The organism is Paraeggerthella sp. LCP19S3_G8, assembly GCF_052119225.1.
GTDB classification, from domain to species: domain Bacteria; phylum Actinomycetota; class Coriobacteriia; order Coriobacteriales; family Eggerthellaceae; genus Paraeggerthella; species Paraeggerthella hominis.
The window spans coordinates 88,730-111,235 of the sequence record NZ_JBQKFQ010000003.1; the positions used below are offsets into that span (position 1 = coordinate 88,730).

Here is a 22,506-nt window from a genome sequence, read left to right on the forward strand (position 1 = left end):
CCCAACAAAGCACCCGAACAAGCTGCGTTTTGCGCTTCATGCTAGGGTTTCGCGCACGGCGATGGCCTCCCCGGTTTGGCCCGGGTTTGCTTTTGTGCTTCCATTTTCGGCCAGCTCCTTGCAAGTTGCCCGCATTGCTTCCATACTTGCTGCATGCAACTTCGAGTACACCGTTCTTGCGCAGCCCACAAGCGCGATACCGCCAGCTCAAAGGGAATCGAGGGCTCGTCACGGCTGCTGTGCGGCATCGTGCCCACACACCAACAACCAGACCTAACAGGGCCCCGGCGACGACCGCGCCGGACGGCGGCCGCAGGAAACAGTACCGATTGACGCGCAGCCAACGCCAATCGGTATGCACCACAGTTTGCCAGACCAAGAAAACAAGGAGACGCCATGATCCTGAAGCAGCTGATAGAGCTCTACGACATACTGGACTCGCCTGCCGCAAGCGGGCAAGCCGCCGTCGAGTACCTGCGCAGCATCGATCCCGCTTGCGATGCGGAAACCTACGTGCTGGAAGGCCCCAAAGGCGCAACCGACATGGTACGCGTGCGCATTCCGGGCTCGCAGGGACGCGCCGCGGGCGGCGACGCCCCCACCATCGGACTGCTGGGCCGCCTGGGCGGGCTGGGCGCGCGACCGGAGCGCATCGGCTTCGTGTCGGACGGCGACGGCGCGCTGACGGCGCTGGCCTGCGCGGCGAAGCTGCTGTCCATGCATGCGCGCGGCGACGTGCTGCCCGGCGACGTGTTCGTATCGACCCACGTGTGCCCGCATGCTCCCACGTTCCCGCACGAGCCGGTGGCGTTCATGGGCTCGCCCGTGGCAACCGCCGACGTCAACCGCGAGGAAGTGGGCGGCGCCGACGCGCTGGACGCCGTGCTGGTGGTGGACACCACGAAGGGCAACCGCATCATGAACGATCGCGGGTTCATGATCTCCCCCACCGTCAAGCAGGGTTGCATCCTGCGCGTAAGCGAAGATCTGGTGTCGCTTGTCGAGATAGCAACCGGACGACGCGCCCGCACGTTCCCGCTGACCATGGCCGACATCACGCCGTACGGCAACGGGCTGTACCACCTGAACTCCATCCTGCAGCCGTGCACGGCAACCGATGCGCCCGTCGTAGGCGTTGCCATCACCACCGAAACGGCGGTGCCCGGTTGCGCGACCGGGGCCACGCACCTGACCGATCTGGACGAAGCGGGTTCGTTCATGATCGAGGCGGCCAAGGCCTTCGGCGCGGGCAAATGCTCCTTCTACGACGCCGACGAGTACGCCCGGTTCGTAGAACGCTACGGATCGATGGCGCACCTGCAGGGAATGGGCGCGCTGCCTGCCGTAGACCCGCAGGCGTAAACTCGCTGCAGCTAAAACGGATGCCCGCGAACGACAGCGCTTTCGAGCAAAGTCGCTTCGCGGGCATCGCCGCTTGCAAGCATCTTCGCCCGAAACGTACGCTTTCAGGCGTCAAACCGTACGTTTCGGGCGAAGATGCGAACGAACAGAGACGCATCAACTCGAAAGGCTGCTTATGAACCTGCAAGAACGCGCACAAACCATACTTTCGACGAACCTCGCGCTGGGCGAGGACGAAACGCTGCTGGTGGTGACCGACGACCCCACGCGCGAGGTGGGGCAGCTGTTCTACGACGCCGCCCGCGCGCTCGACCGCCGCGCGCTGCTCATGGTGATGCCCGAAGGACGCGTGACCGGCGAAGAGCCGCCCGTTGCCGTGGCCGCGGCAATGAAGACGGCGGACGTGGCGCTGTGCCCCACCGCGAAGTCGATCACCCACACCACGGCGCGCATCGAAGCCGCTGCCGCAGGAACGCGCGTGGTAACCATGCCCGGCGTTACCATGGACATGCTGCGCGACGGGGCCGCATGCGCCGACTACGCTGAAGTGGAGCGTCGGACGATGGCGCTGACCAAACGGTTGACGCATGCGAAAACGGCGCGCATCGAGAAGGACGGACACGTTCTGACCATGGACCTGAACGGGCGCAACGGCGTAGCCAGCCCCGGCGTGTACCGCACGCCGGGCGCAAGCGGCAACTTCCCCTCCGGCGAGGCGTACATCGCGCCGCTCGAAGGAGGCGCAAACGGCAGCGTGGTTATCGACGGGTCGATGGTGGGCATCGGCACGCTGGCCGAACCGCTGGTGGTGACCCTGGAGAACGGGCGGTTGGTGCAGGCGGAAGGCGGCGACGCAAACGGCGCCTACGCCGAGCAACTGAGCATCCTGTTCGCGCGCCCGGAGAACGGCACCATCGCCGAGCTGGGCATTGGCACGAACGAGCGCGCCAAACTCTGCGGCATCATTCTGGAGGATGAAAAGCTGTACGGCACCGTGCACGTCGCATTCGGCACGAACGCATCGTTTGGCGGCGTGACCAAGGCAGACTGCCATTACGACGGCATCGTGCTTCGCCCGACTCTGTACCTGGACGACGAGTGCGTCATCCGCGACGGCGAATTCTGCGAAATCATCTGATTCTTGCGATGCCCGTCGGGCGCGGTTTCGGGACAATGCGGCAAACCGGAGACATCCGTCTGGCGAAAGGAACCGTACATGCTCGTTGAATTCAAGGGGATGGCCCCTGACGTAAGCCAAGCCGCCTACATCGCGCCGAACGCTGCGATCTGCGGAGACGTGACGCTCGGCGAAGGAAGCTCGGTGTGGTTCGGTGCGGCGATTCGCGGCGAGGTTGCTCCTATCCGCATCGGGAAGAACAGCAACGTGCAGGACAACGCCACGCTGCACAGCGACCACGACTGCCCCATCGTGCTGGGAGAACGCGTTTCGGTGGGACACAATGCCGTGGTTCACGGCGCCGTCATCGAAAACGACGTGACCGTGGGCATGCACGCAACGGTGCTGAACGGCGCCGTTATCGGGGCGGGATCGATGATCGCAGCCGGCGCGCTTGTGAAAGAACGTCAGGTTATCCCACCGTGCTCTTTGGTAGTGGGCGTTCCCGGCAAAGTGGTGCGCACGCTCGATGCCGAGGCGGCGGCGCGCAACGTAGCCCACTCGCAAGAGGCGTACATCGCAGATGCGCAGGAATACGCGCGCTCGCGCGTGGTGGAATAAACCGCTGCAGTCCCGTTCGGCCGCGCAGCCGAACGGGACAAGCAACCAGGGTCGAGGAACAGTCGGTCGAGGAGCGGAAGGCCGATCCTTCGCCCTCGCCCTCCCGCTCCTCGACCGACTGCAGCACCGTGCGACGGCGCTAGCTCAACCAGTGAACGCGAGACTCCTCGTAACGGTCGGCCCCCTTCGCTGTGGGCGGTGCCGCAGGATGCCCCAGCGCAACAAGGGCAAACGGCTGAATGCCCTCCGGTGCGCCCACGATGTCCGCAACAGCCTTCATGGGCTCTTCATCAGGCGCAATACCCATCCATACCGCTCCTAGATCCATGTCGGCCACAGCAAGCAGCAAATTCTCAACCGCGGCGCCCATGTCCTGCACAGCCAGGTTAGGGAAGCGCAAGCCTTCGGTGCGCATGCAGGCAACAATGACGCACGGCGCCGCGTCAGCCGGCTTCGCATACTTCGTGACCTGGGACAACCGAGAACGATGCTCGGCATCTCGCACCACGAAAAACTCCCAAGGCTGCTGGTTTCCGCCCGAGGGAGCGGCCATGGCAGCACGCAGGGCCGCCCGCACCTGATCGTCGGTCACCGCTTCGTCCGTAAATGCGCGAACGCTCGCTCGCTTGTAAATCGCTTCAACCATAAGAGCCTCCCTTTCCAGGAATCGCTGATCGTTTCTGCTTCATACCCGCAGTATACTTACTCGCAGCGTTTTGGAGAACACGCGCTTCTCATGAACAGGGGGCACCATGGCCTATCCAATGACCCGTCGATCGTTCTGCGCTCTATCCGCCGTCGCACTTGCAACGCTGGGAATTCCCGGACGCGCGCTCGCCGACGAGATCGAAGCCGCCGCGGCACCCGGCCCCATCGTCATCGTCCATACGAACGACGTGCATTGCGCCGTGGACGAGAATCTGGGCTACGCGAAGCTGGCCGACTACGTGAAAACCGCACGCTCGACCTACGGAGGCGACAACGTCACGCTGGTCGACGCGGGCGATGCCGTGCAGGGCAAGGCCATGGGCACGCTCTCGAAGGGCGAGTACCTGATCGACATCATGAAACAGTGTCGCTACGATATGGCCATCCCCGGCAATCACGAGTTCGACTACGGAATGGACCAGTTCAACGTGCTGGTTTCGCGTGCAAAGGACGCATCGGACCCGCAGGCCGGGCCAATCCAGTACCTGTCGTGCAACTTCACCGACCTGCGCACGGGCAACCTCATGCTCGACCCGTACGCCATGCGCACGTACGAAACGTCCGCCGGGCAGAAGCGCGTGGCGTTCGTGGGCATTTGCACGCCCGAGTCGCTGACGAAATCTTCGCCCGCGCATTTCCAGGACCAAAGCGGCGCGTACGTCTACGGGTTTTGCGAAGACGACTCGGGTTCCAAGCTGTACGCAGCCGTGCAGAACGCCGTCAACGAAGCGCGCGAGGCCGGCGCGAACTACGTAGTTGCCATGGGGCACCTGGGACGCTCCGGTGTGACCCCGCGTTGGAGCAGCAGCAGCGTGGTGGCGAACACCTCCGGTATCGACGTGATGATCGACGGGCACTCTCACGAAGAGTACGTGGACACGCTGCTCAACAAGGACGGCGTTCCGGTGCTGATCACGCAAACGGGAACCCAGCTTGAAAGCATCGGGCGAGTCATCATCGATCCCGCCGCCAACAGGATTGCAGCAAGCGCGGGCGCCTGCGCAGGCAAGCTGATAACGGCATGGGACGGCATCGACGCAGCAACGGCGGCGGTCGTCAACAACAAGAAAGCCCAGATAGAAGCAATAACGGGGCAGAAGGTAGGCTATTCGGACGTACGGCTTATCGCAACCGAAAGCGACAACTACACCTGGGCCGTTCGTCAGCGCGAGACGAACCTAGGCGATTTCGTGGCGGACGCGTACCTGGCCCTCGCCTGGCATGGCGGCATAATGGCCGAGGTGGCGCTTGTCAACGGCGGCGGCATCCGCGCGAACATCGAACCGGGAACGATCACGTACGGAGACGTTATCGACGTGCAGCCCTACAGCAACCAGCTCTGCTACATAGAAACCAAGGGCCAGAACATTCTGGATGCACTTGAAATGGGCGCGAGCAAGCTACCCGAAGGAAGCGGCGGATTCATGCAGACGTCTGGCGTAACCTACGCCGTGCGCACCGACGTGCCCTCGTCCATCGAGATTGACGACAAGGGAAGCTTCGTGCGCGTGGCCGGAGAATACCGCGTGCGAGACGTGCTGGTGGACGGACGGCCGCTCGATACGGAAAGAACGTACAAGATGGTGTCGCACACCTATATGATCATGGAGGGCGGCGACGGCATGACCATGTTCAAGGCAGACGATCCCGTGCTGCTCGACGTGGACAACGCCGCGTTGATCGAGTACCTGAAGTACGACTTGAAAGGAGTCATCGGCAGCGAATACGCAAGCGAAGGCGGTCAGGGGCGCATTGCCATCAAGAACGGTCCCGATCCTGCACCCGAGCCAGAGCCCCAACCCCAGCCCGAACCGACGCCGGTGCCGGTGCCGACGGCCAAGCCCGATCCCAAGCCGCTCGCACGCACTGGCGACTCCGCCGAAGCCGTGGTCATTGAAGCCGCCGTGACGGCCGTTGCAGCAGGCGCCGTCGCCGTGAGCGCACGGGACAAGCTGGACGCGCATCAGGAGCTGTAACGAGTGCGCCCTCGTTAACGCAGCACGCCGCGCGGGCCGCTGCAGCGTCCCTGATTCGCACGTTCACGAGCCCCGAATGCGAACTGCCCCGCCGATTCGGCGGGGCAGTTTCAACGTGCAAGCTGCATGCGAGCTTTCTTGACCTGTCACCCTGGCTGGCGCAGTGCGTCGCGCGGGCCGCGGCGTCGGCTTGTTCCGGCGGTCGTCAACCACCGGAACAAGTTAGGCCATCAGCTTCGTTACTGCGTTTGCGTAAGCCACGGGATCGTCGATGGGCATGCCCTCCACGATCAGCGCCTGGTTGTACAGGATGTCGGCGTAGAGCTTCACCTTATCGGCATCGCCGCCCGCCTGCGCTTCTTTCAGCACCTCGAACACGGGATGCTTCGCGTTGATCTCCAGCACGCGCTCGGATTTCGGGCCTTCGGCCCCATCGGGCATCTGAGCCATGATGCGCTCCATCTCAAGCGACACCGGACCCGCCGCCGTAATGCACGCGGGCGCATCACTCAAGCGCGACGACACGCTCACCTTCGTCACGGCATCGCCCAGAGCATCCTTCATGGCCGCGAACAGGGTCTCGTTCTCCTTGGCGGTTTCTTCGGCTTCCTTCTTCTCTTCCTCGGAGGCCAGATCCAAATCGCCCGAAGCCACGTTCTTGAGCTCCTTGGGGCCGGTGCCCTCGATGGGCTTGTCGTCGGCGTCAAGCTCGGGCTCGGGACCGTACGCCATCATCGACTGGAAGCAGAACTCGTCCACGTCGCGCGTGCACAGCAGCACGTCGTAGCCCTTCTCGAGCACCGTCTTCACGATGGGCATCTTGCCCAAGCGCTCGATGCTCTCGCCCGCAGCGTAGTAGATGGCCTTCTGATCAGCCGGTGCGGCTTCCAGGTACTCGTCAAGCGTGACCAGTTTCTGCTGCTTGGCGGAGTAGAACAGCAGCAGCTCGGCCAGCTCGTCCTTCAACATGCCGTAACTGGTGTAAATGCCGAATTCCAAGCCGCGACCGAAATCCTCGAAGAACTTCTCGTACGCCTCGCGGTCGTTGTCGCGCATCTTCTTGAGCTCGGAGGTGATCTTCTTCTCGATCTTCTTGGCAATGGCACGCAGCTGGCTGTTGTGCTGCAACGTCTCGCGCGAAATGTTGAGCGTCAGGTCCTGGCTGTCCACCACGCCGCGCACGAAGTTGTAATGGTCGGGCAAAAGCTCCTCGCACTTTTCCATGATGAGCACGTTGGAGCTGTACAGGGCCAGGCCCTTCTTGAAGTCCTTGCTGTACAGGTCGTACGGAGCGCGGCCCGGAATGAACAGCAGCGCGTCGTAGCTGAGCGCGCCCTCGGCATGAATGCTGAACGTGCGCGCCGGGTCGGAGAAGTCGTGGAAGTCGGTCTTGTAGAACTCGTTGTACTCCTCGTCGGTAACTTCGGAGGCGCGGCGCTTCCAAATGGGAATCATCGAGTTGATGGTTTCGACCTCGGTGTAATCCTCGTACTCGGGCGTGTAGTCGTCACCCGCATCCTCGGGCTTCGGCTTCTCGCGCGTCTTGGAAACTTCCATCTGCACGGGGTAGCGCACGTAATTGCTGTAGCGCTTGATCAGGTTCTTCAAGCCGTACTCGGACAGGAACGTATCGTAGTTGTCGTCGTCGGTGTTGTCCTTGAGCGTAAGGATGACGTCGGTGCCGTGCCCGTCGCGCTGCGCCTCGGAAATGCTGTAGCCCTCAACGCCGTCGCTTTCCCAAGCCCACGCTTCGTCGCTGCCGTACGCCTTCGAAACCACGCGCACGCTCTTGGCCACCATGAAAGCGGAGTAGAAACCCACGCCGAACTGGCCGATGATGTCCACATCCTCGCCCTGCACCTCGGCATTATCGGCCTTGAAGGCCATGCTGTCGGAATGAGCGATAGTGCCCAGATTGAGATCCAGGTCGTCCTTGGTCATGCCCAAGCCGCTGTCGCTGACGGTAACGGTGCGCGCATCCTTGTCGAACGACACCTGAATGCGCAACTCGTCTTTGCTCAGCTGGATGTCCTTGTCGGTAAGACTTTTGAAGTACAGCTTATCCACCGCGTCGGACGCATTCGAGATAAGCTCGCGAAGGAATATCTCGCGGTTCGTGTAAATGGAGTTAATCATGAGGTCGAGCAGTTTCTTGCTCTCTGTCTTGAACTTGCGCATGGTCGGCATCGCTCCCTTTCGTTTCGTCGTCTGTCATGCAAAGGGCCAAGCTGCCAACCGTCTTCGCGCATGGAAGCATCCTGATTTAGCAGTCTCAGCCTTCGAGTGCTAAATCAGGATTGTAAACCGACCTCGAAAGATGTCAAGCGCATCGCGCAATACTCCGCAGTTGCTCCTCGATCATTCGGCAAGTTCGCAACGGATGCTTTTCATATCGGGCGAATACCCCGCACGTGAGCGCTTTCCATTCATCTTGGCCGAGAACAGCGCCTCGTCGGCCTTCCGATACAGCTCGTCGAACGAAGCGCCCTCCTGCGGTGCCAAAACATACCCCGCCGAAGCCGAGAACAAGAAGGTACGGCCATCCGTCACGCGACGAACCTCCATCGCGCGCAAAGCCCGGTCAAGGGCGTTTTCGAGCGACGCAACGTCAACGTCCTCGCACCACACCAAGAACTCATCGCCGCCCATGCGGCACACGATGTTATCGGGGAACACGGCTTGCAACGATTTGGCCATGTGCGTGATGACTTCGTCTCCGTAAGCGTGGCCGAACACGTCGTTGGCCAGTTTGAAGGAATCCAAATCCAGCATGACCAGCGCGCACGGCAGCTCGTTCAACGACCCTTCGCGCACGGCACGCAGACGACCTTCTATCTTGGGAATGGCGGACTGCCGATTGTGCAGCCCCGTCAGCGCATCCGTTTCCGCCATCTTAGCCAACTGCCCGCTCTGCTCCTTCAGCTGCCGCAGCGCCTCGACGTTCGCCTCGCTGCGCAAGGACTCGTTTCGACGGTCGGTCACGTCAAGGTAGTACCCCACAGCGCGAATGGGCCGACCTCGGTCGTCGCGCACGGTCTCGCACGCGGTCTCCAGCCAGATGGTGGTTTCGTCATCAAGCTCGAACGGCGCCTCGAACGACAAGCGGGCATGATCCCGCGCAGCGTAAACGCGGCGGAAAAAGTTGGTGAACACCTGCCGATATCCAGGAGGAACGTAACGGAACGGAAGGTCTTCAAGGTCGAACCCTTCGACTATCATCAGGTTCTCCTCTATGCGACCGACATGGCCCAACACCCGATCGACCACCTCGCTTCGAGAAAGCACCAGTCGATTGTTCTCCATATCCCAATCCCAAATTTTCACGCCAGCCTGGCTCAAAACGCCCTCGAGCTTTCGTTGGGCAAGCCAAAGCTCTTGCTGGCGGTCTTTGATTTCGGTCACATCGGTGCACAAGCACAAGGCCGTATGCCTCGCCGGCAACATCCCAACCCGGCGCGCTTCAATGTGCATCCAAACGTCTCCCTGCTCTGAGAATCGGGCTTTCGTAACGACAACAGCCTCTTCCCCGCATTCGATTTTATCAGCAATCAGGTCGACAAGGCGACGCTCGCCTTCCTCGGACCGAGCATACAGATGATCCAAGACAACCTTCTCGTACTGCTCGCAGGAAAGACCGTGCTTCCCCGACACCCCGCACGCCACCACGTGTGCGCGCACGCGTTCGCGGTCGGACCACGACAGCAGCACGATGTCGTTGGGCGTATGCTCCATCAAAATGCGCATCATGTTGCGAAGCTCAACCGTTTCGGTCACGTCGACCACAACGCCCTGCAAAAACGACGTTCCCTCGTACTCCAAAAAGCGGCTTTGATCAACCACCCAACGATACCCGCTTTTTGCTCGCATGCGATACTCCAAGGGGAACGGCTGCGCATCGCCCTCCTTCAAGGAGGCCACCCCCTTCAGAACGCGCTCGCGATCTTCGGGGTGGATCATATTCATGTACTTGTCATCGAACAGCTCCTTGATCTCTTCGTGCGTATAGCCGAACATCTCAAGAAAGCGATCGCTTATATACAAGAAGTCATGCGTGGGGCCGTCGAGGCAGCGATGGTATCCTCCGGGCATGTCTTCGTTCAAAAACGCCAGCTCGTCGTTGCGGCTCAGCAAAAATCGGTTGCGCTCCGCAAGATGCTGCTGAACCATCATCACTTCGGTGATGTCCGTGCACGCGCTGACAATGGCCATCCGCCCGTCCTCGGCCTCCACGACGCGCCCTTTGTCGATGGTCCAGAACCACGTTCCGTCCTTTTTGGTCATGCGATACGTTGTGGTGTACTCAAGGCCCACGTAGTATTCGGGGCCGATGTCGGCCACAACCGAGTCGAAATCGTCGGGATGGATGGTGTTGCCAACCTGCCAGTCAATGGATTCCGCCAGCTCTTCGTAGGAATCGTACCCCAGAAGGTCCACCATGGCCGCATTGGCGAAATACAGAGGGAAGCCCGGCTCGCAGTACCCGCCGATCAAGCCGCCCGGCGACATTTGAGCGGAAATGGACAAGGCGGTCTTGCGATTTTCTTCGGTCAGGTTCATCAGCGAGAAATCCGGCGAATTCGCGCCCGCCACCGCAGAAAGCGCGCGACGCGAGGTTTCCAGCTGGCGCGCCTGCTGCTGCTCTTGAGTCACGTCCCTCAAAGACCCCAGGTAAAGCGCATGTCCGTCGCGCTCGCGCAAAAAAACTAGGCGCATTTGCAAATGAACGGTCTTTTCGCCAGCGCGCATGCGTCGCACCACGGCGGTAGCACCGTTCGGAACGCTTTGGCGAGCGCTTTCGAATGCCGCCACAATTTCGTCCCAATCGGCCTCGTACGCCTGACGTGCGAAGCTATACCGCTGTTCGTGCAGGTCAACGGGGTCAATGCCCGTAAGCTGGCAATAGTGCTCGTTGGCGCTCAGCAATTCCACTTCGCCATCATGGAAGTCGTACAGCACCAAGGCGCCCATGATGTCGTCGAACATGGTCTTGCTCAGCATTTTGCTCTCAATCAAATCTCGAATGCTGAACTGGTCGATCGAATCGGCCTGCATACCGCGGAAATCGACGTTTCTCCGAGCAGCGATAAGCGGCTCGAACTCCTCTTTCGACATGGGACGGTAGAAGAAGTACCCCTGCCCGTACAAACATCCCATCTGCGCAAGCAACGCGCGTTGAGACTCGGTTTCGACCCCTTCCGCAATGACCTGCATATCCAGAAGCCTTGCCATGCCGATGATCGATTCCAGAATGCCGCGCCCCTTGCGGCTGCGCGCGTCCACAGCCTCAAGCAGCTTCATGTCCAGTTTCAGAACATCGACGCTTACGTCTTTCAGCATGTTGAGCGACGAGTACCCGCTGCCGAAATCGTCCATGTGCACCGAAAGGCCCAGATCGTGCAACCCGTCGACGATAACCGCCATCAGATCGCAGTCTTCAACGTAGGCGCTTTCGGTAATTTCAACCGCCAGCAAGCGAGGGTCAATGCCGTATTTGCGGATCAGCTCCTCGAACGTGGCAAGAACGTCCAACGCGTACAAATCCCGGCGCGACACATTGACGGAAATGGGAACGGGCGCGTGGCCCCTTTTCATCCATTCGCGAAGAGAGCAGCACACTTCTTCCCAAATGTGCAGGTCAAGAGTGGTAATTAGCCCATTTCGCTCCAACATGGGAATAAATCGATCAGGAGGAATCAGCCCCCGCTCGGGATGATCCCAGCGCACGAGCGCCTCAAGACCCACGATCTTTCCCGTAGTGATGTTGCACTTGGGCTGTGCGTAGAACGTGATCTCCCCGTTCGACAAGGCACGCTGAACCTCCAGCAAAAGGGAGTGATCGTCCTCGATCTCTCGCAGCATGCCCTCGTCGTACCATCGCGAGCGCTGCGCGTAGTCGCCTTTGACCGAAGCCAGCGCCAGCAACGCTCGATCGTACATCGTGCTTACGGGAAGCGACCGATCGTCAACAAGATACAAGCCGAAGGCCGGCAAAAACCCCATGCCCCGCCCATGCCGTAGCGTGCTTTGCGAAATACGGCCTTGCAAACCCTCGATCGCCTTGGGCGAACAGGGAATCAGCATGCAGAAATCGTCGCCGCGCAAGTATCCCGCCACGCCGTTTTGCTGCACCGACGCCTCCCTGAGCAACCTTCCCACTTCTTCGAGAAATCGGTCCCCGGCCTCTTCTCCATGCCATTCGTTGAACAGCTTGAAGTGCTCGATGTCGATGGCCATCAGGCAGTACGAGCGATTCGGGTGGGCGGCAAGGGCGTCGGCGACGGCGCGGAAAAATGCTGCGCGCGTGTACAAGCCGGTCAAAGAATCGATCGGCGGAGAATCGGGCACCCCTAAATCAGGCTTGTCGGTTTTGCGGCTCAAGAATATATGGCAATCGCCCGCACCGGGCCATTCGATATCGCTGACTTCCGTTTCCACCCAGCTTTGAAGCACCTGATTGTACAGAAGGCCCTTGTTGCTGTGATCGAGCAGCAACGGGCAATCGTGGCACGGCGCCGATTCGCCGCGCAAAGCGTGATAGCAGCACATTCCCCATTGCAAGCCAGGAAAAGACTCCGCAGCCTTATCGTTGAAATAGACGATGCGATAGTCGCCGTCGATTACATAGGCACTGGTTTCGACCTCTCCGAACGCTGCCCCCATGGGCACACCACCTTTATCCAAGGAACGGGTGCCGGCCTTTGTCGGCTCCTGGTCTTTGCCTTCACGTGAGAATTATTGTACGACATATTCACACATAATAACAAAGCAGCCGAGAACCTTTGCCGCTACCGCACCGGTGCGGCCTGCAAAACCGTGTCCATGGCGTAGCGCAACACGTCAGAACGGTTGACGGTTCCCACCACAAGGCCCTCGCTTACCACCGGGACCTTCTTCAATCGGCGCGACGCCAGCAACGAACATGCCTCTTCGAGCGTGGCGTCGGCATCAAGCGCGATCAGCTTCTCCGTGGCTATCGTGCGCGCCGGCAGCAGCATGAGCTCGCGCAAGCGCTCGTCGATGCCCTGGTCGTTGGCTGCCTTCATAAGCGAGTACGCGCCCGTGACCACCGGATGACGGTCGGCAAGATAGCGCATGACGTCGCCGTCGGACACGAAGCCCACCGGATGCCCCGCCGCATCCACAAGAGGCAAGCCACTCACCTTAAGATCCACGAACGCGCGCATGACCTGGCTTACCGTCGAATCGGCAGGCATCGTGTACGGATCGGGCTCCATCAGCAGGGCCAGGCACGGCACGGAATGCCCGATGCGCTCGGCAGTTCGCTTTCGCGCGGCGCGAGCGTACAGAAACGACAGCACGAACCCGGCTGCGGCCACCCCGCTTGCCACCAACATGGCCAGCGAAAACCCTTCGGCCGCAGCCTGGGACGCGCTCGCTCCCTGAGCGACGGCCGCAATCTGTCCCGTCGACATGATGCCAATGTAAAGGGACGGGCCAACGCATGCCGCAATTTGAACAACCGTGGTCATAAGAGCCACGCCGAACGGATTTTGCTGCGGCGGCAGCGTGCGCAAGCCCGCTGTTTGAGAAGGCGAGAACACGAAGCCAACCGCCACGTACATGAGCAGCGCGGCCGCGAACACAACGGGAATAGACAGCGTAGGCCCGGCCAGCGCCAAGGCGATGAACCCGAGGGCGATGGCACCGAAGCCTAACGGCAACAGGGGCCATTCGCCGCGCTTGTCCATAATGCGTCCGCCAAGCAGCGTCGTGCCCGCATTCGCCAGCACGGGAACCAGAATGACCAACCCCGCGGAAAGAGCAGTCATGCCGGCGGCGCCCTCGAAATACAGCGGAAGCAGCACGCTCATGGAGAACATGCTGATCATCGAGACGGTTGCCAGCAACAACGCGGGCCAGAAGGCTCGGTTTCTCAGCGGCTCAAGATCGATGAGCGGATGGCTGCAACGCAGCTGACGCACGACGAACGCCACCGACAGAAGAGCCGAAACCGCCAGAGAGCCAAGCGCCAAAGGCACGTCGATAGTCAATTGCACCAACCCAAGCGAAAGCGCGGTTAGCAGCACGGCCGCAAGGGCGACGGAAAGAACGTCAAGGTGAGCTTCGCTGGTTTCCAGGTTCTTCACGAAGCGAAGCCCTAGGCCGAACAGGATTGCCATCGCAACCATGGGAACCACGAAAATGCTGTGCCAACCGAACGTCGTCACCAGCGCCCCGCACACCACCGGAGCCAAAGCAGGTCCGAACGTGATAGTGCAGCCGCCAATGGACAGGTAGGTGCCCAGCTTGTTCTTGGGCGTGACGGCCACGATCGTGTTCATCATAAGGGGAATGAATATGCCCGTGCCCACCGCCTGCACCAAGCGCGCCGCGAACAGCATCTCGAACCCGTTCGCAACAAGCCCCATCGCGGAACCGGCGAAGCTCAAAGCCGACGCAGCGAAGAACAGCGTGCGCAAGCGGAAGCGTCGATACAGAAACGCCATGCACATGACTACCACGGTAGCGACGATCATGTACCCCGTCACCAGCCACTGAACCGTAACAGAGTCCACCCCGTAGTCGGCCATGATGGATACGAGGGCCATGTTCACGAGGTTTTCGTTGAACCCCGCAAGAAACGCTGCTCCGTACAAAACCAGCAGCAATAGAACAAGAGGTTTCCCTTGCATGAAGGAATGTCCTTTCACTTTTTCGTTTTGAGGCGCGCCGCGAGCCGGACGCGTGCGCCGGGCAGCTCTATTCGCTGCGCGCTTCGTCGTCCTTTCGGCACACGCAAAGCCACTTGTTTCCCGTAGCTCCGGCGTATGCGCAACCGACGCAAGCGGGCTTCCGGCACGTCTCGAGCGAGCGAGGAGCGCTGCCGAACGCGTCATCGACAAGGGGGTTCGAAGCGTGGCCTTCGAGCGAGCCGCCATCGCATGCCGCCATCGCATGCAAGACCATAAGGGCAAACTGCGCCATGCCGCGCTTTGTCGGGTGGGTTCCCTCAAGAGCTTCGTAATCGCGGCCTAAAGCGCGAACGTCGGCAACGCAGCATCCGTTCGATTCGGCGGCCAGGCGAATAGCGTCGTTATAGCGATCGAAATGAACGCCCCGCAACCGGTACGCGAACGTCGAATGGACAGAGCCCTCGATGCGACCGGGGCACAGCGTGCAGCACCACACTTTGGCCTGCGGATACGCAGCGCGCATACGAGCGAGCATCGCACTATACGCCTGGCCGAACCGCTCGGCCGCATCGGCAGAAGCCAGGCCCACCTCGGCTTCCGGAATGGCGGACAGATCAAGCGTTGCAGGCAGGGCGTTTCCGCGACCCGCAGCTTGGGCGGCCGGGCCGCCCCACCCGTAATCGTTGATGCCTATGAATACAAGGATCTCATCGGGCGCAACGCCGTCTTTCGCCAGCGCCGCAATGCGCTCGGCACTGTTTGCCGCAGGAAAACCCGCGCCCTCCACCATGCTTCCAGAGAACGAGCCGTTGCTCAACAACTCGCCGCCGCATTGCTCGATAACCTGCGCCCACCAGGTGTCCTCCACAAGGCGAACGCCGGTTGCGTCGCGACGCTCGTTCTCGTAGAACACGTCGAATCCTTCGGGGTTGCACCCCTCGAACGTGCTGATGGAGTCGCCCAGTACCGAAAACCGCTTCATATCACCCGCCATCTTTCCATGATCTCGTCTGGCGACCATGATACCGCAAGGCTCTTCGCCAAGCGCGAAAGGCAGGCGAACGAACCTGCAGCACATATATGCTGCAAGCCGAAAGCCACAAGCCGGTGCGAGCCGGATTGCCGTCGGGCCGCCGCGAGATCGAGTTGCGGGATCGGGTCGCGGCGCGCGCTGGCTGCGGGATCGGGTCGCGAGGTCGGGTCGCGGCGCGCGCTGGCTGCGGGATCGGGTCGCGAGGTCGGGTCGCAGCGTGCGCTGGCTGCGGGATCGGGTCGCGGCGACGCGCGGGCGAACGCGCAGCCGGGAAGCGCAGCAACGGGCGCCGAGCGAACGGCCTCAACGGGCGCCCGGACGAGCCCCGGACGCGTGGCACGCAGCCGGGGAGCGGGAGCGCGGCCCCAACAGGCGCCCGAACGCGCGGCCTCTCCAAACGCGCCCCAACGCACGGCTTCCCAGGCCGCGTCCCAACGTGCGACCCCAGCACGCGGCCTCTCCAGACGCGCCCAGGCCGGCTGCCTTTCGCTTTCGCGCGCACGCGCATCGCTCGGCGCCTTCTCCCAGCAAGCTTGCGCACGAAAAACCTCCATCGCTGGCAGGTTTTCACGGTTTGAGGTCGTTGAACCCCGCCGGACGGGCTCTCGCAAAAGAGCAGTGCAATAGCCTAAGGCCATGACCAGGCAAAATAAAAAGCAAGCCTCATGACAGAAAGAACGACGCGCCGCCCGACAACCCCTAAACGTCAAAACCTGCCAGCGATGGCGGTTTTTCGTGCGCACACCCCTTCGCGAGCGAACGCGAGACCCCGCAAGCGGAGCGCCGCCTTCATCGACGGCAACCTCGCAGCCGAATTGCAGGCGCGTCGCTACAGCGCCACGCCCAACCGAGCGAACGCCTCGTCAGAAAGCGTTGCGCCCTCAACCGAGCATACGCCAGACGCCACCTTGTTCGCAAGCTCAAGCGATTCCTTCCACGAACGGCCCGCAGCGCGCGCAGCCGCAAGCGCGCCCAGATGAGCATCGCCCGCTCCCACGGTATCGACCACGCGAACCGCCTCCGTTGCAACGTTGGCAAAACAAGCGTCCGGCCCTTCAAGCACAAAGGAGCCGGCAGCACCCGCCGTGATGACTACGGCGTTTTCGCAAGCTGCAGCCAGAACGCGAGCCGCATCTTCAAGCGTCGAGCAGCCGGTGTACGCAAGGGCCTCCTGATCGTTCAGGTGCCAGATGGGGCGAAGCGCGTTGATGCGCGCGTGCTTCTCCGGCCCCACGCCCAAAATGCGCGGACCGGGCGCATAGAAGAACTGGATTTCGGGATGCTCTTCAAAGAACTCGATGATAGCGTTGCCGCCGGAACCCTCTATCTCGTATCCGCTGGCAAGACCGCATGAAACATGCGCAGCGTCGATGACGTCGAACCACGACCGCTCGAAGTAGCGCTCGACGCCCGGCGAAGTGATCATCGTGCGCTGTCCATCAGGCTCGACCAAGCACGTGCAAGATCCGTTGTCGCGGCCTTTCACGCGCAACGGCGCCTGCAAGCCGCGCTGCGCAAGCGCACCTTCTACAAACCCTGCGTAGATACCCTCGCCCACGGGCGCAAACAAGGTGCAGTCGGCCCCCAACTGGCGCGCAGCGTTCGCAGAGTTGAACGCGCAGCCTCCCACGACGGCGCGCGACGACTCGACCACCACGCCTTCGCCCGAGGCCGGCAGCGCCGGTACGCAGCACACCACGTCCACCATAATGGCCCCCACCGCCAGAACCGCATTGCGAGCTTTCGAAGCCCCCATCGCTCCCCCTTCGCGTAGATCCGCCTTGATCAGCATAGTATACCGACACCCGCGCGAGCCGCTGCGCAGGCAAACGCAAAGCGCCGTCGCGCGCCAAGCGAACGCACCAACCCGAACGGCAAAGCGGGCGACCCGAAGGCCGCCCGCTCAACAATCAATCGCCTGTGCGCTACACTTCCAGATGCTTGAACGCCTCCGGAACCTCCTTGTAGCCCTTCGATTTCACCGCGCCGATAATCAGGCCGATGACCATCCAGGAAATGCCCACCGCATAAGTCTGCAAATCAAACCCGGTGAACACGTACACCAGAATGAATATGCCAAGCCAAGGGCAAATCAGGTACTTCACCACGTCGCCGAACGAAGAGCGCTTCTTTTCCTTCACGAAGAAGAACAAGAACACGGCAAAGTTCAACAGCACGAACGACGACAGCGCGCCGAAGTTCACGAATGCCACCAGCGTGGTCATATCCAAGAACATGGGCAGAATCAAGGACACAACGCCCAATGCAATAGACGCAATGTAGGGCGTCTGGAACTTCGGGTGAACCTTGCCGAAGATGCGCGGGATCACGCCGTCGCGGCCCATGGAGTACAGCAGGCGAGAAGAAGCAAGCTGCGCGTTCATGATGTTGGCGATACCAACAGCCACGATATTCACAACGAGCAGCAGCTTGTACAGAACGGGACCGCCCGCCATAAGCGCTGCGTTAAAGAATCCCATTTCGGGATCAACCTGCGAAACGTCGGGCTGAATGAGCGCGGCGACGTAGGTCTGCGCCACGAACACGACCACCATGATGCACAAAGCGATGAGGATGCCCTTGCCGATGGTCTTTTCGGGCTTCACGGTTTCCTCGGCCAGCGTGGACATGCCGTCGAAGCCGAGGAACGACAGGCACGCAATGGAAACCGCCGTCGCTATAAAGTGCGCATCAACCTTACCCGGCTGATAGATGGGGTCGATCGTCAGCTGACCAGCACCGCCGCCGCCCAAAACGAAGCTCGTGCCAATAGCGATGAACGCGATAACGGCCAGGATCTCAACAACGAAAATAACCCAGTCCACGCCCTTCGTCATCTGAATGCCGCGAATGTTCACAAACGTGTTGAACACCACGAACACAACAACCCACAGATACCACGGGCTTCCCGGAACAAGCGCAACGCCCCAGTTCGCCACCATAACCAGCAGCAACGACGGAACGAACACGTAGTCCAACAAAATGAGCCAACCAGCCATGAAGCCTACGTGGGGATTGATGCCGCGCTGCACATACGAATACACCGATCCCGCAATGGGAAAGCGCTTCGACATGCGCATGTAGCTCATGGCCGTAAAGCTGATAGCCACGAAGCCTACGATGTACACGAGCGGCGTCATGCCGCCGCTGGCGATTTGGATTTCGCCGTAGATGGACTGCGGAGCAATGATAACCATGAACAACACGCCGTACAAAACGACGTCGCGCAAGGTCATGCCCCTTCGCAGTTCTTGCTTGTAGCCGAACTGCTCGATGCTCTCTCCGGACGCTTTCGCCGGAGAATCGGTTTGAGCCGACATAGTCGGTCCCCCTTACTAACGTGCAGCCGAAGCCGCCTCTTCCTTCGCCGCTCCGCTGCACTAAAGCGCTGCAACCCAGCGCGCTTGCGCAGCAAAGCGCATCCTCGAATTATCGCGCTACCTTATCATCGAATCCACAACTTTTTTGTAAACGGACGCTTACATAATTGGAGCCGAGAATTCACCCGGCTCCAACAGCGCCCTTCCCGGTAAAACGCGCTTACGGCTGGGGAACCAGCGGCGGGAACTGCGGCAACTTCGGCGTCCCAACGCGCAGGCTCAGCTGAACTTCGCAGGGCTTGCACGCCTGAGACAACTCTACGTCGCTTTGCACCGACATGTACATGTAGGTGTCGATAGCGTCCCAACCCGTAATGCGCATGAGCAAACGCTGCATCTCCTTGGAGCCGTTCATCAGGGCCTCGTCAAACTCCTGAGCGCTCGCGTTCACGTACCACTTGCCGTGCGGGCCAAACGTCTCAAGCACGGGCCAGTTCAGTTCGAAGCCCTTCACCAGCGACACCTTCACGGTGATGTCGGCAGCAATCTCGATGCCCGTGCCGCACAGTTCGGCGTCGCCCATGGTTGCGTGCACGTCGCCCATTTGGAGCAGCGCGCCCGGCACGCGCACGGGGAAGTACATGCGAGTTCCCTTGGTGATCAGCTTGTTGTCAAGATTGCCCCCATGAGCGCCCACGAAACCGTCGATGACATCCTCGCCGTCGGGCGCGGTTCCTATAACCCCGATCATGGGATCGATGGGGAATTTAACGCCGTTGAACTCGGCCATGCCGTCTTTGATGGGGATGATCTTGCTGCGGTAGTCGGTCGATTCGAACAACGGTCCGCAGTGGTCATCGGTTGCGATAACGCCCTGGTCAGCCACCTGCACGTCGTAAATGTCAACCACCAGCACGTCACCTGGCTGGGCACCTTCCACGTACACAGGACCAGCAGCCGGATTGGTGAACCCGTACGAGAAGTTCAAGTCTTTCATGGTGACGTCTTCGGTAGGAATGCGTCCGGCAAAGCAATCCTGCGTCTTGAACAGCAAAACCTCGCCCGGCTGCGCAGTGTAGCAAGGCGCATTGTCCTTGGAAAACTTAATGACCTGATCTTCGATGACCTGCATGATGCCTTCATCCTCCTTGGGTTGACGATTCGTCCAGTATATTCCTTCAGCGTTCCGCTACGCCATACCCAGCCATACCGCCACTTTCGGTGCATACCCCATAACGAAAATGATCAGAATCAGCGAGGGGATGCCGAACTTCAACCACGGAAGCGACCATGCCGGGAACTTCAGCCCCCTGCCCGTGTCGGCTTCGGCCAGGAAGTTCTCCCAACCCCACCCGCTTTTCGTGACGCAGAACAGCACGAAGAACAGGCTGCCCAGCGGCAGCAGGTTGTTCGACACAATGAAGTCCTCGATAGACTGGATGTCGCCGATAGCCGGAATGGTGACGCCCGCAAGCACGTTGAATCCAAGAGCGCACGGCAGACTGAGCACCGTCACCAGAATAGCCGTGCGAGCAACGGCCACCTTGCGACTCCAACCCCACTTGTCCATAGACCAGCTGATCAGGTTTTCGAACACCGCAATGATGGTGGACAGGGCGGCAAAGCTCATGAACACGAAGAACAGCGCGCCCCACAGCTGACCCATGGGCATTTGATTGAACACGCTAGGAAGCGTAACGAACACCAAGCCCGGACCGCTGCCCGGCTCAACCGCAAACGCGAAGCATGCGGGAAAGATGATGAGGCCGGCCATAAGGGCAACCGCCGTATCCAAGCCGCAGATGCGCAGGGCCTCGCCCGTGAGCGAGCGCTCTTTGCCGATGTAGCTGCCGAAGATCTCCATGGCGGCGATGCCCAGCGAGAGCGTGAAGAACGCCTGGCCCATAGCCGCGTACACGGCGTCGCCGAACGTAGCCCATTGCTCCGCAGGCGTTGCCCCGGCGAACAGCTTGCCAAAGTCGGGGATCAGGTAGAACTCGAGGCCCTCCAAGCCGCCCGGCAGGGTAACGGCGCGCGCCACCAACACCACCATGATGCCCAGAAGGCACACCATCATCACCTTGGTGATGCGCTCAACGCCTTTCTGCAAGCCCAGGCTGCATACCAAGAAGCCTAAAACGATGACCACCAGCATCCAGCCCACCAATTCGGTGGGGTTCGCCAGCATGTCGTTGAACACCTGGCCGACACCCGCGCTATCAAGGCCGTTGAACGCGCCGGTTCCCATTTTCACCACGAAGGAAAGCATCCAGCCGCCCACGGTGGTGTAGAACATCATGAGCACCATGCACCCGATGTAGCCCCACCACGAGAACCAATGCCACTTCCGCGAAGGCTGCAGCGTATCGAACGCAAGCGCCGCGCTTTTTTGGCTGGCGCGGCCCACGGCGAACTCCATGACCATGACGGGCAGACCCAGAATGATCAAAAAGACCAGGTACATAAGCACGAAGGCCGCGCCGCCGTACTCGCCCACGATGTAGGGGAAACGCCACACGTTTCCCAAGCCGATAGCGCATCCGGCGCTGATCAGGATAAAGCCCAACCGCGACGCGAATCGCTCACGGTCGGCGGTTTGCACGCCGCCCGTCCCCTTGCCCTCGCTCATACCACGCTCCTCTTGCAGATATTTGCACGCACCTGTCTGTTAGCAAAACGCTGCAATTGTAGCGCAAAAAGGTGGGAGAACCCGGCTGCGAGCCGCAATATGCCTGTTCGATCGGGCGAAACGACCGACGCAGCCTACGCAATCGGAAGAGCGGCGGGCCGGGGCGACCGGGGCTGGAAACAGGGCTACAGCCGAAGGCGGAGGCGGGGCGTGGCCACAATCGAGCGCGGAGGCGCGGTTGAAAGCGAGGCGTGCTCTAGCGTAGGTCTTTCGAGGCTTGTGCGAGCCTGCGCTCGATGACCAGGTCGCCAACGCCCTTCACGATAAGCAGCACGCCAAGCATCAGGACGAATGCCGCCGTGGTTTCGAAGGGATTGACCACGATAACCACGCCGCCGATGGCCACGGCGGCGCTTATCACTATCGAAGCGATCCACGTGCTGCCCTGATACGCGCGCAGCTCGATGGAACGGGTCGCGTTCACAACACCGCCGACAAGCAGCAGAACACCCAGAATCAACGAGAAAAACCCGGCGACGGCCTGCGGAAACAAAAACACGAGCAACGCCAGCACCAGCAGCACGACCGCGCTGGTAAGCACTCCGGCAGACCGGTAACGACCGCTCGAAGAGCGAAAGTAGGAGAACAGCGACGCCGCACCGGAAACGGCAAGGTACAAAGCCAGCAGGTAGACCACGGTGAGCACCGTCGCTCCTGGCCAAAACGCCAACAGCAAACCCAGCGCAATAGACAGAACGGCTTGCACCAAAATATTGGAACGGATTACGTCGATGAACGACTTCATAACTTGCCTCCATCTGATTGGCGTTTTGTCGAGCTAGCTGCATAATACCCCCGGACGAGAACCCGTCGCAAAACTGATGAGCGGCGGTTTTCTTTACGCAACACGCCACGGCAAGCAAACCCTCGTCGCAAACGCAAGGAGCCAGTTAAAATACGTCGCGCCAACGCCTTACGCTACCCAACCTGGGCATCATGCGAATCAAGCAAAACTACATTCCAATTGTGGATATCCCATGAATTGCCATAAATCATTTGCTTCTTATACTTAATGCTAGTAGTATT

Annotated in this window: 14 protein-coding genes; 4 read left to right on the top strand and 10 right to left on the bottom strand. The window is 60.7% G+C overall.

Annotated elements, in window-relative coordinates; translation table 11 throughout:
* Positions 1–396 precede the first annotated feature (396 nt).
* The 3 genes from ACTQZK_RS04060 (at position 397) to ACTQZK_RS04070 (ending at position 3,100) form a co-directional block, all read left to right on the top strand.
* A complete protein-coding gene (locus ACTQZK_RS04060; protein WP_216529158.1) occupies positions 397–1,362 on the top strand; it encodes a DUF1177 domain-containing protein in 966 nt (321 codons plus the stop codon).
* A 175-nt stretch (positions 1,363–1,537) separates the two neighbouring features.
* Positions 1,538–2,500 carry an aminopeptidase gene (locus ACTQZK_RS04065; RefSeq protein ID WP_418830854.1) on the top strand — a complete coding sequence of 321 codons (963 nt, stop codon included), beginning with the start codon at positions 1,538–1,540 and terminating at the stop codon, positions 2,498–2,500.
* Positions 2,501–2,578: 78 nt separating this feature from the next.
* Positions 2,579–3,100: a gamma carbonic anhydrase family protein gene (locus tag ACTQZK_RS04070; RefSeq protein ID WP_441898566.1), complete on the top strand. Its 522-nt coding sequence runs from the start codon at positions 2,579–2,581 to the stop codon at positions 3,098–3,100.
* Positions 3,101–3,239: 139 nt separating this feature from the next.
* On the opposite strand, the gene ACTQZK_RS04075 is transcribed toward ACTQZK_RS04070, so the two are convergent.
* On the bottom strand, positions 3,240–3,746 hold the full coding sequence (locus ACTQZK_RS04075) for a nitroreductase family protein (protein WP_225749611.1): 507 nt from the start codon (positions 3,744–3,746) through the stop codon (positions 3,240–3,242).
* Between the two features lie 106 nt (positions 3,747–3,852).
* On the opposite strand from ACTQZK_RS04075, the gene ACTQZK_RS04080 reads away from it, so the two are divergent.
* Positions 3,853–5,784: a bifunctional metallophosphatase/5'-nucleotidase gene (locus ACTQZK_RS04080; RefSeq protein ID WP_441898568.1), complete on the top strand. Its 1,932-nt coding sequence runs from the start codon at positions 3,853–3,855 to the stop codon at positions 5,782–5,784.
* 222 nt (positions 5,785–6,006) lie between these two features.
* Here the strand turns inward: ACTQZK_RS04080 and htpG are convergent, their stop codons facing one another.
* From htpG to ACTQZK_RS04125, 9 genes are all read right to left on the bottom strand, one after another.
* On the bottom strand, positions 6,007–7,962 hold the full coding sequence (gene htpG, locus ACTQZK_RS04085) for a molecular chaperone HtpG (protein WP_216529153.1): 1,956 nt from the start codon (positions 7,960–7,962) through the stop codon (positions 6,007–6,009).
* A 180-nt stretch (positions 7,963–8,142) separates the two neighbouring features.
* A complete protein-coding gene (locus ACTQZK_RS04090; RefSeq protein ID WP_441898570.1) occupies positions 8,143–12,444 on the bottom strand; it encodes an EAL domain-containing protein in 4,302 nt (1,433 codons plus the stop codon).
* 125 nt (positions 12,445–12,569) lie between these two features.
* The gene (locus tag ACTQZK_RS04095) at positions 12,570–14,438 is read right to left on the bottom strand and encodes an MFS transporter (protein WP_441898572.1); all 1,869 of its coding nucleotides are present in this window, start codon (positions 14,436–14,438) and stop codon (positions 12,570–12,572) included.
* Positions 14,439–14,505: 67 nt separating this feature from the next.
* On the bottom strand, positions 14,506–15,459 hold the full coding sequence (locus ACTQZK_RS04100) for an SGNH/GDSL hydrolase family protein (protein ID WP_441898573.1): 954 nt from the start codon (positions 15,457–15,459) through the stop codon (positions 14,506–14,508).
* 841 nt (positions 15,460–16,300) lie between these two features.
* Complete coding sequence (locus tag ACTQZK_RS04105; RefSeq protein WP_114566696.1) at positions 16,301–17,227, bottom strand: PfkB family carbohydrate kinase; 927 nt, start codon at positions 17,225–17,227, stop codon at positions 16,301–16,303.
* A 169-nt stretch (positions 17,228–17,396) separates the two neighbouring features.
* On the bottom strand, positions 17,397–18,791 hold the full coding sequence (locus tag ACTQZK_RS04110) for an APC family permease (protein ID WP_114566697.1): 1,395 nt from the start codon (positions 18,789–18,791) through the stop codon (positions 17,397–17,399).
* A gap of 220 nt (positions 18,792–19,011) precedes the next feature.
* On the bottom strand, positions 19,012–19,923 hold the full coding sequence (locus tag ACTQZK_RS04115; protein ID WP_441898575.1) for an acetamidase/formamidase family protein: 912 nt from the start codon (positions 19,921–19,923) through the stop codon (positions 19,012–19,014).
* Between the two features lie 57 nt (positions 19,924–19,980).
* Positions 19,981–21,420: a sodium-dependent transporter gene (locus ACTQZK_RS04120; RefSeq protein ID WP_441898577.1), complete on the bottom strand. Its 1,440-nt coding sequence runs from the start codon at positions 21,418–21,420 to the stop codon at positions 19,981–19,983.
* 256 nt (positions 21,421–21,676) lie between these two features.
* Entirely contained in the window at positions 21,677–22,225 is a 549-nt protein-coding gene (locus tag ACTQZK_RS04125) for a DUF308 domain-containing protein (protein ID WP_441898579.1), read from the bottom strand.
* Positions 22,226–22,506 lie beyond the last annotated feature (281 nt).

Excerpts from the sequence above, each read along its gene's own strand:
- ACTQZK_RS04120 (WP_441898577.1), bottom strand. The coding sequence starts at position 21,420 with ATGAGCGAGGGCAAGGGGACGGGCGGCGTGCAAACCGCCGACCGTGAG.
- ACTQZK_RS04070 (WP_441898566.1), top strand. The coding sequence starts at position 2,579 with ATGCTCGTTGAATTCAAGGGGATGGCCCCTGACGTAAGCCAAGCCGCC.
- ACTQZK_RS04105 (WP_114566696.1), bottom strand. The coding sequence starts at position 17,227 with ATGGGGGCTTCGAAAGCTCGCAATGCGGTTCTGGCGGTGGGGGCCATT.
- ACTQZK_RS04125 (WP_441898579.1), bottom strand. The coding sequence starts at position 22,225 with ATGAAGTCGTTCATCGACGTAATCCGTTCCAATATTTTGGTGCAAGCC.
- ACTQZK_RS04115 (WP_441898575.1), bottom strand. The coding sequence starts at position 19,923 with ATGCAGGTCATCGAAGATCAGGTCATTAAGTTTTCCAAGGACAATGCG.
- ACTQZK_RS04090 (WP_441898570.1), bottom strand. The coding sequence starts at position 12,444 with ATGGGGGCAGCGTTCGGAGAGGTCGAAACCAGTGCCTATGTAATCGAC.
- ACTQZK_RS04060 (WP_216529158.1), top strand. The coding sequence starts at position 397 with ATGATCCTGAAGCAGCTGATAGAGCTCTACGACATACTGGACTCGCCT.
- htpG (WP_216529153.1), bottom strand. The coding sequence starts at position 7,962 with ATGCGCAAGTTCAAGACAGAGAGCAAGAAACTGCTCGACCTCATGATT.
- ACTQZK_RS04100 (WP_441898573.1), bottom strand. The coding sequence starts at position 15,459 with ATGGTCGCCAGACGAGATCATGGAAAGATGGCGGGTGATATGAAGCGG.
- ACTQZK_RS04065 (WP_418830854.1), top strand. The coding sequence starts at position 1,538 with ATGAACCTGCAAGAACGCGCACAAACCATACTTTCGACGAACCTCGCG.
- ACTQZK_RS04095 (WP_441898572.1), bottom strand. The coding sequence starts at position 14,438 with ATGCAAGGGAAACCTCTTGTTCTATTGCTGCTGGTTTTGTACGGAGCA.
- ACTQZK_RS04080 (WP_441898568.1), top strand. The coding sequence starts at position 3,853 with ATGGCCTATCCAATGACCCGTCGATCGTTCTGCGCTCTATCCGCCGTC.
- ACTQZK_RS04110 (WP_114566697.1), bottom strand. The coding sequence starts at position 18,791 with ATGTCGGCTCAAACCGATTCTCCGGCGAAAGCGTCCGGAGAGAGCATC.
- ACTQZK_RS04075 (WP_225749611.1), bottom strand. The coding sequence starts at position 3,746 with ATGGTTGAAGCGATTTACAAGCGAGCGAGCGTTCGCGCATTTACGGAC.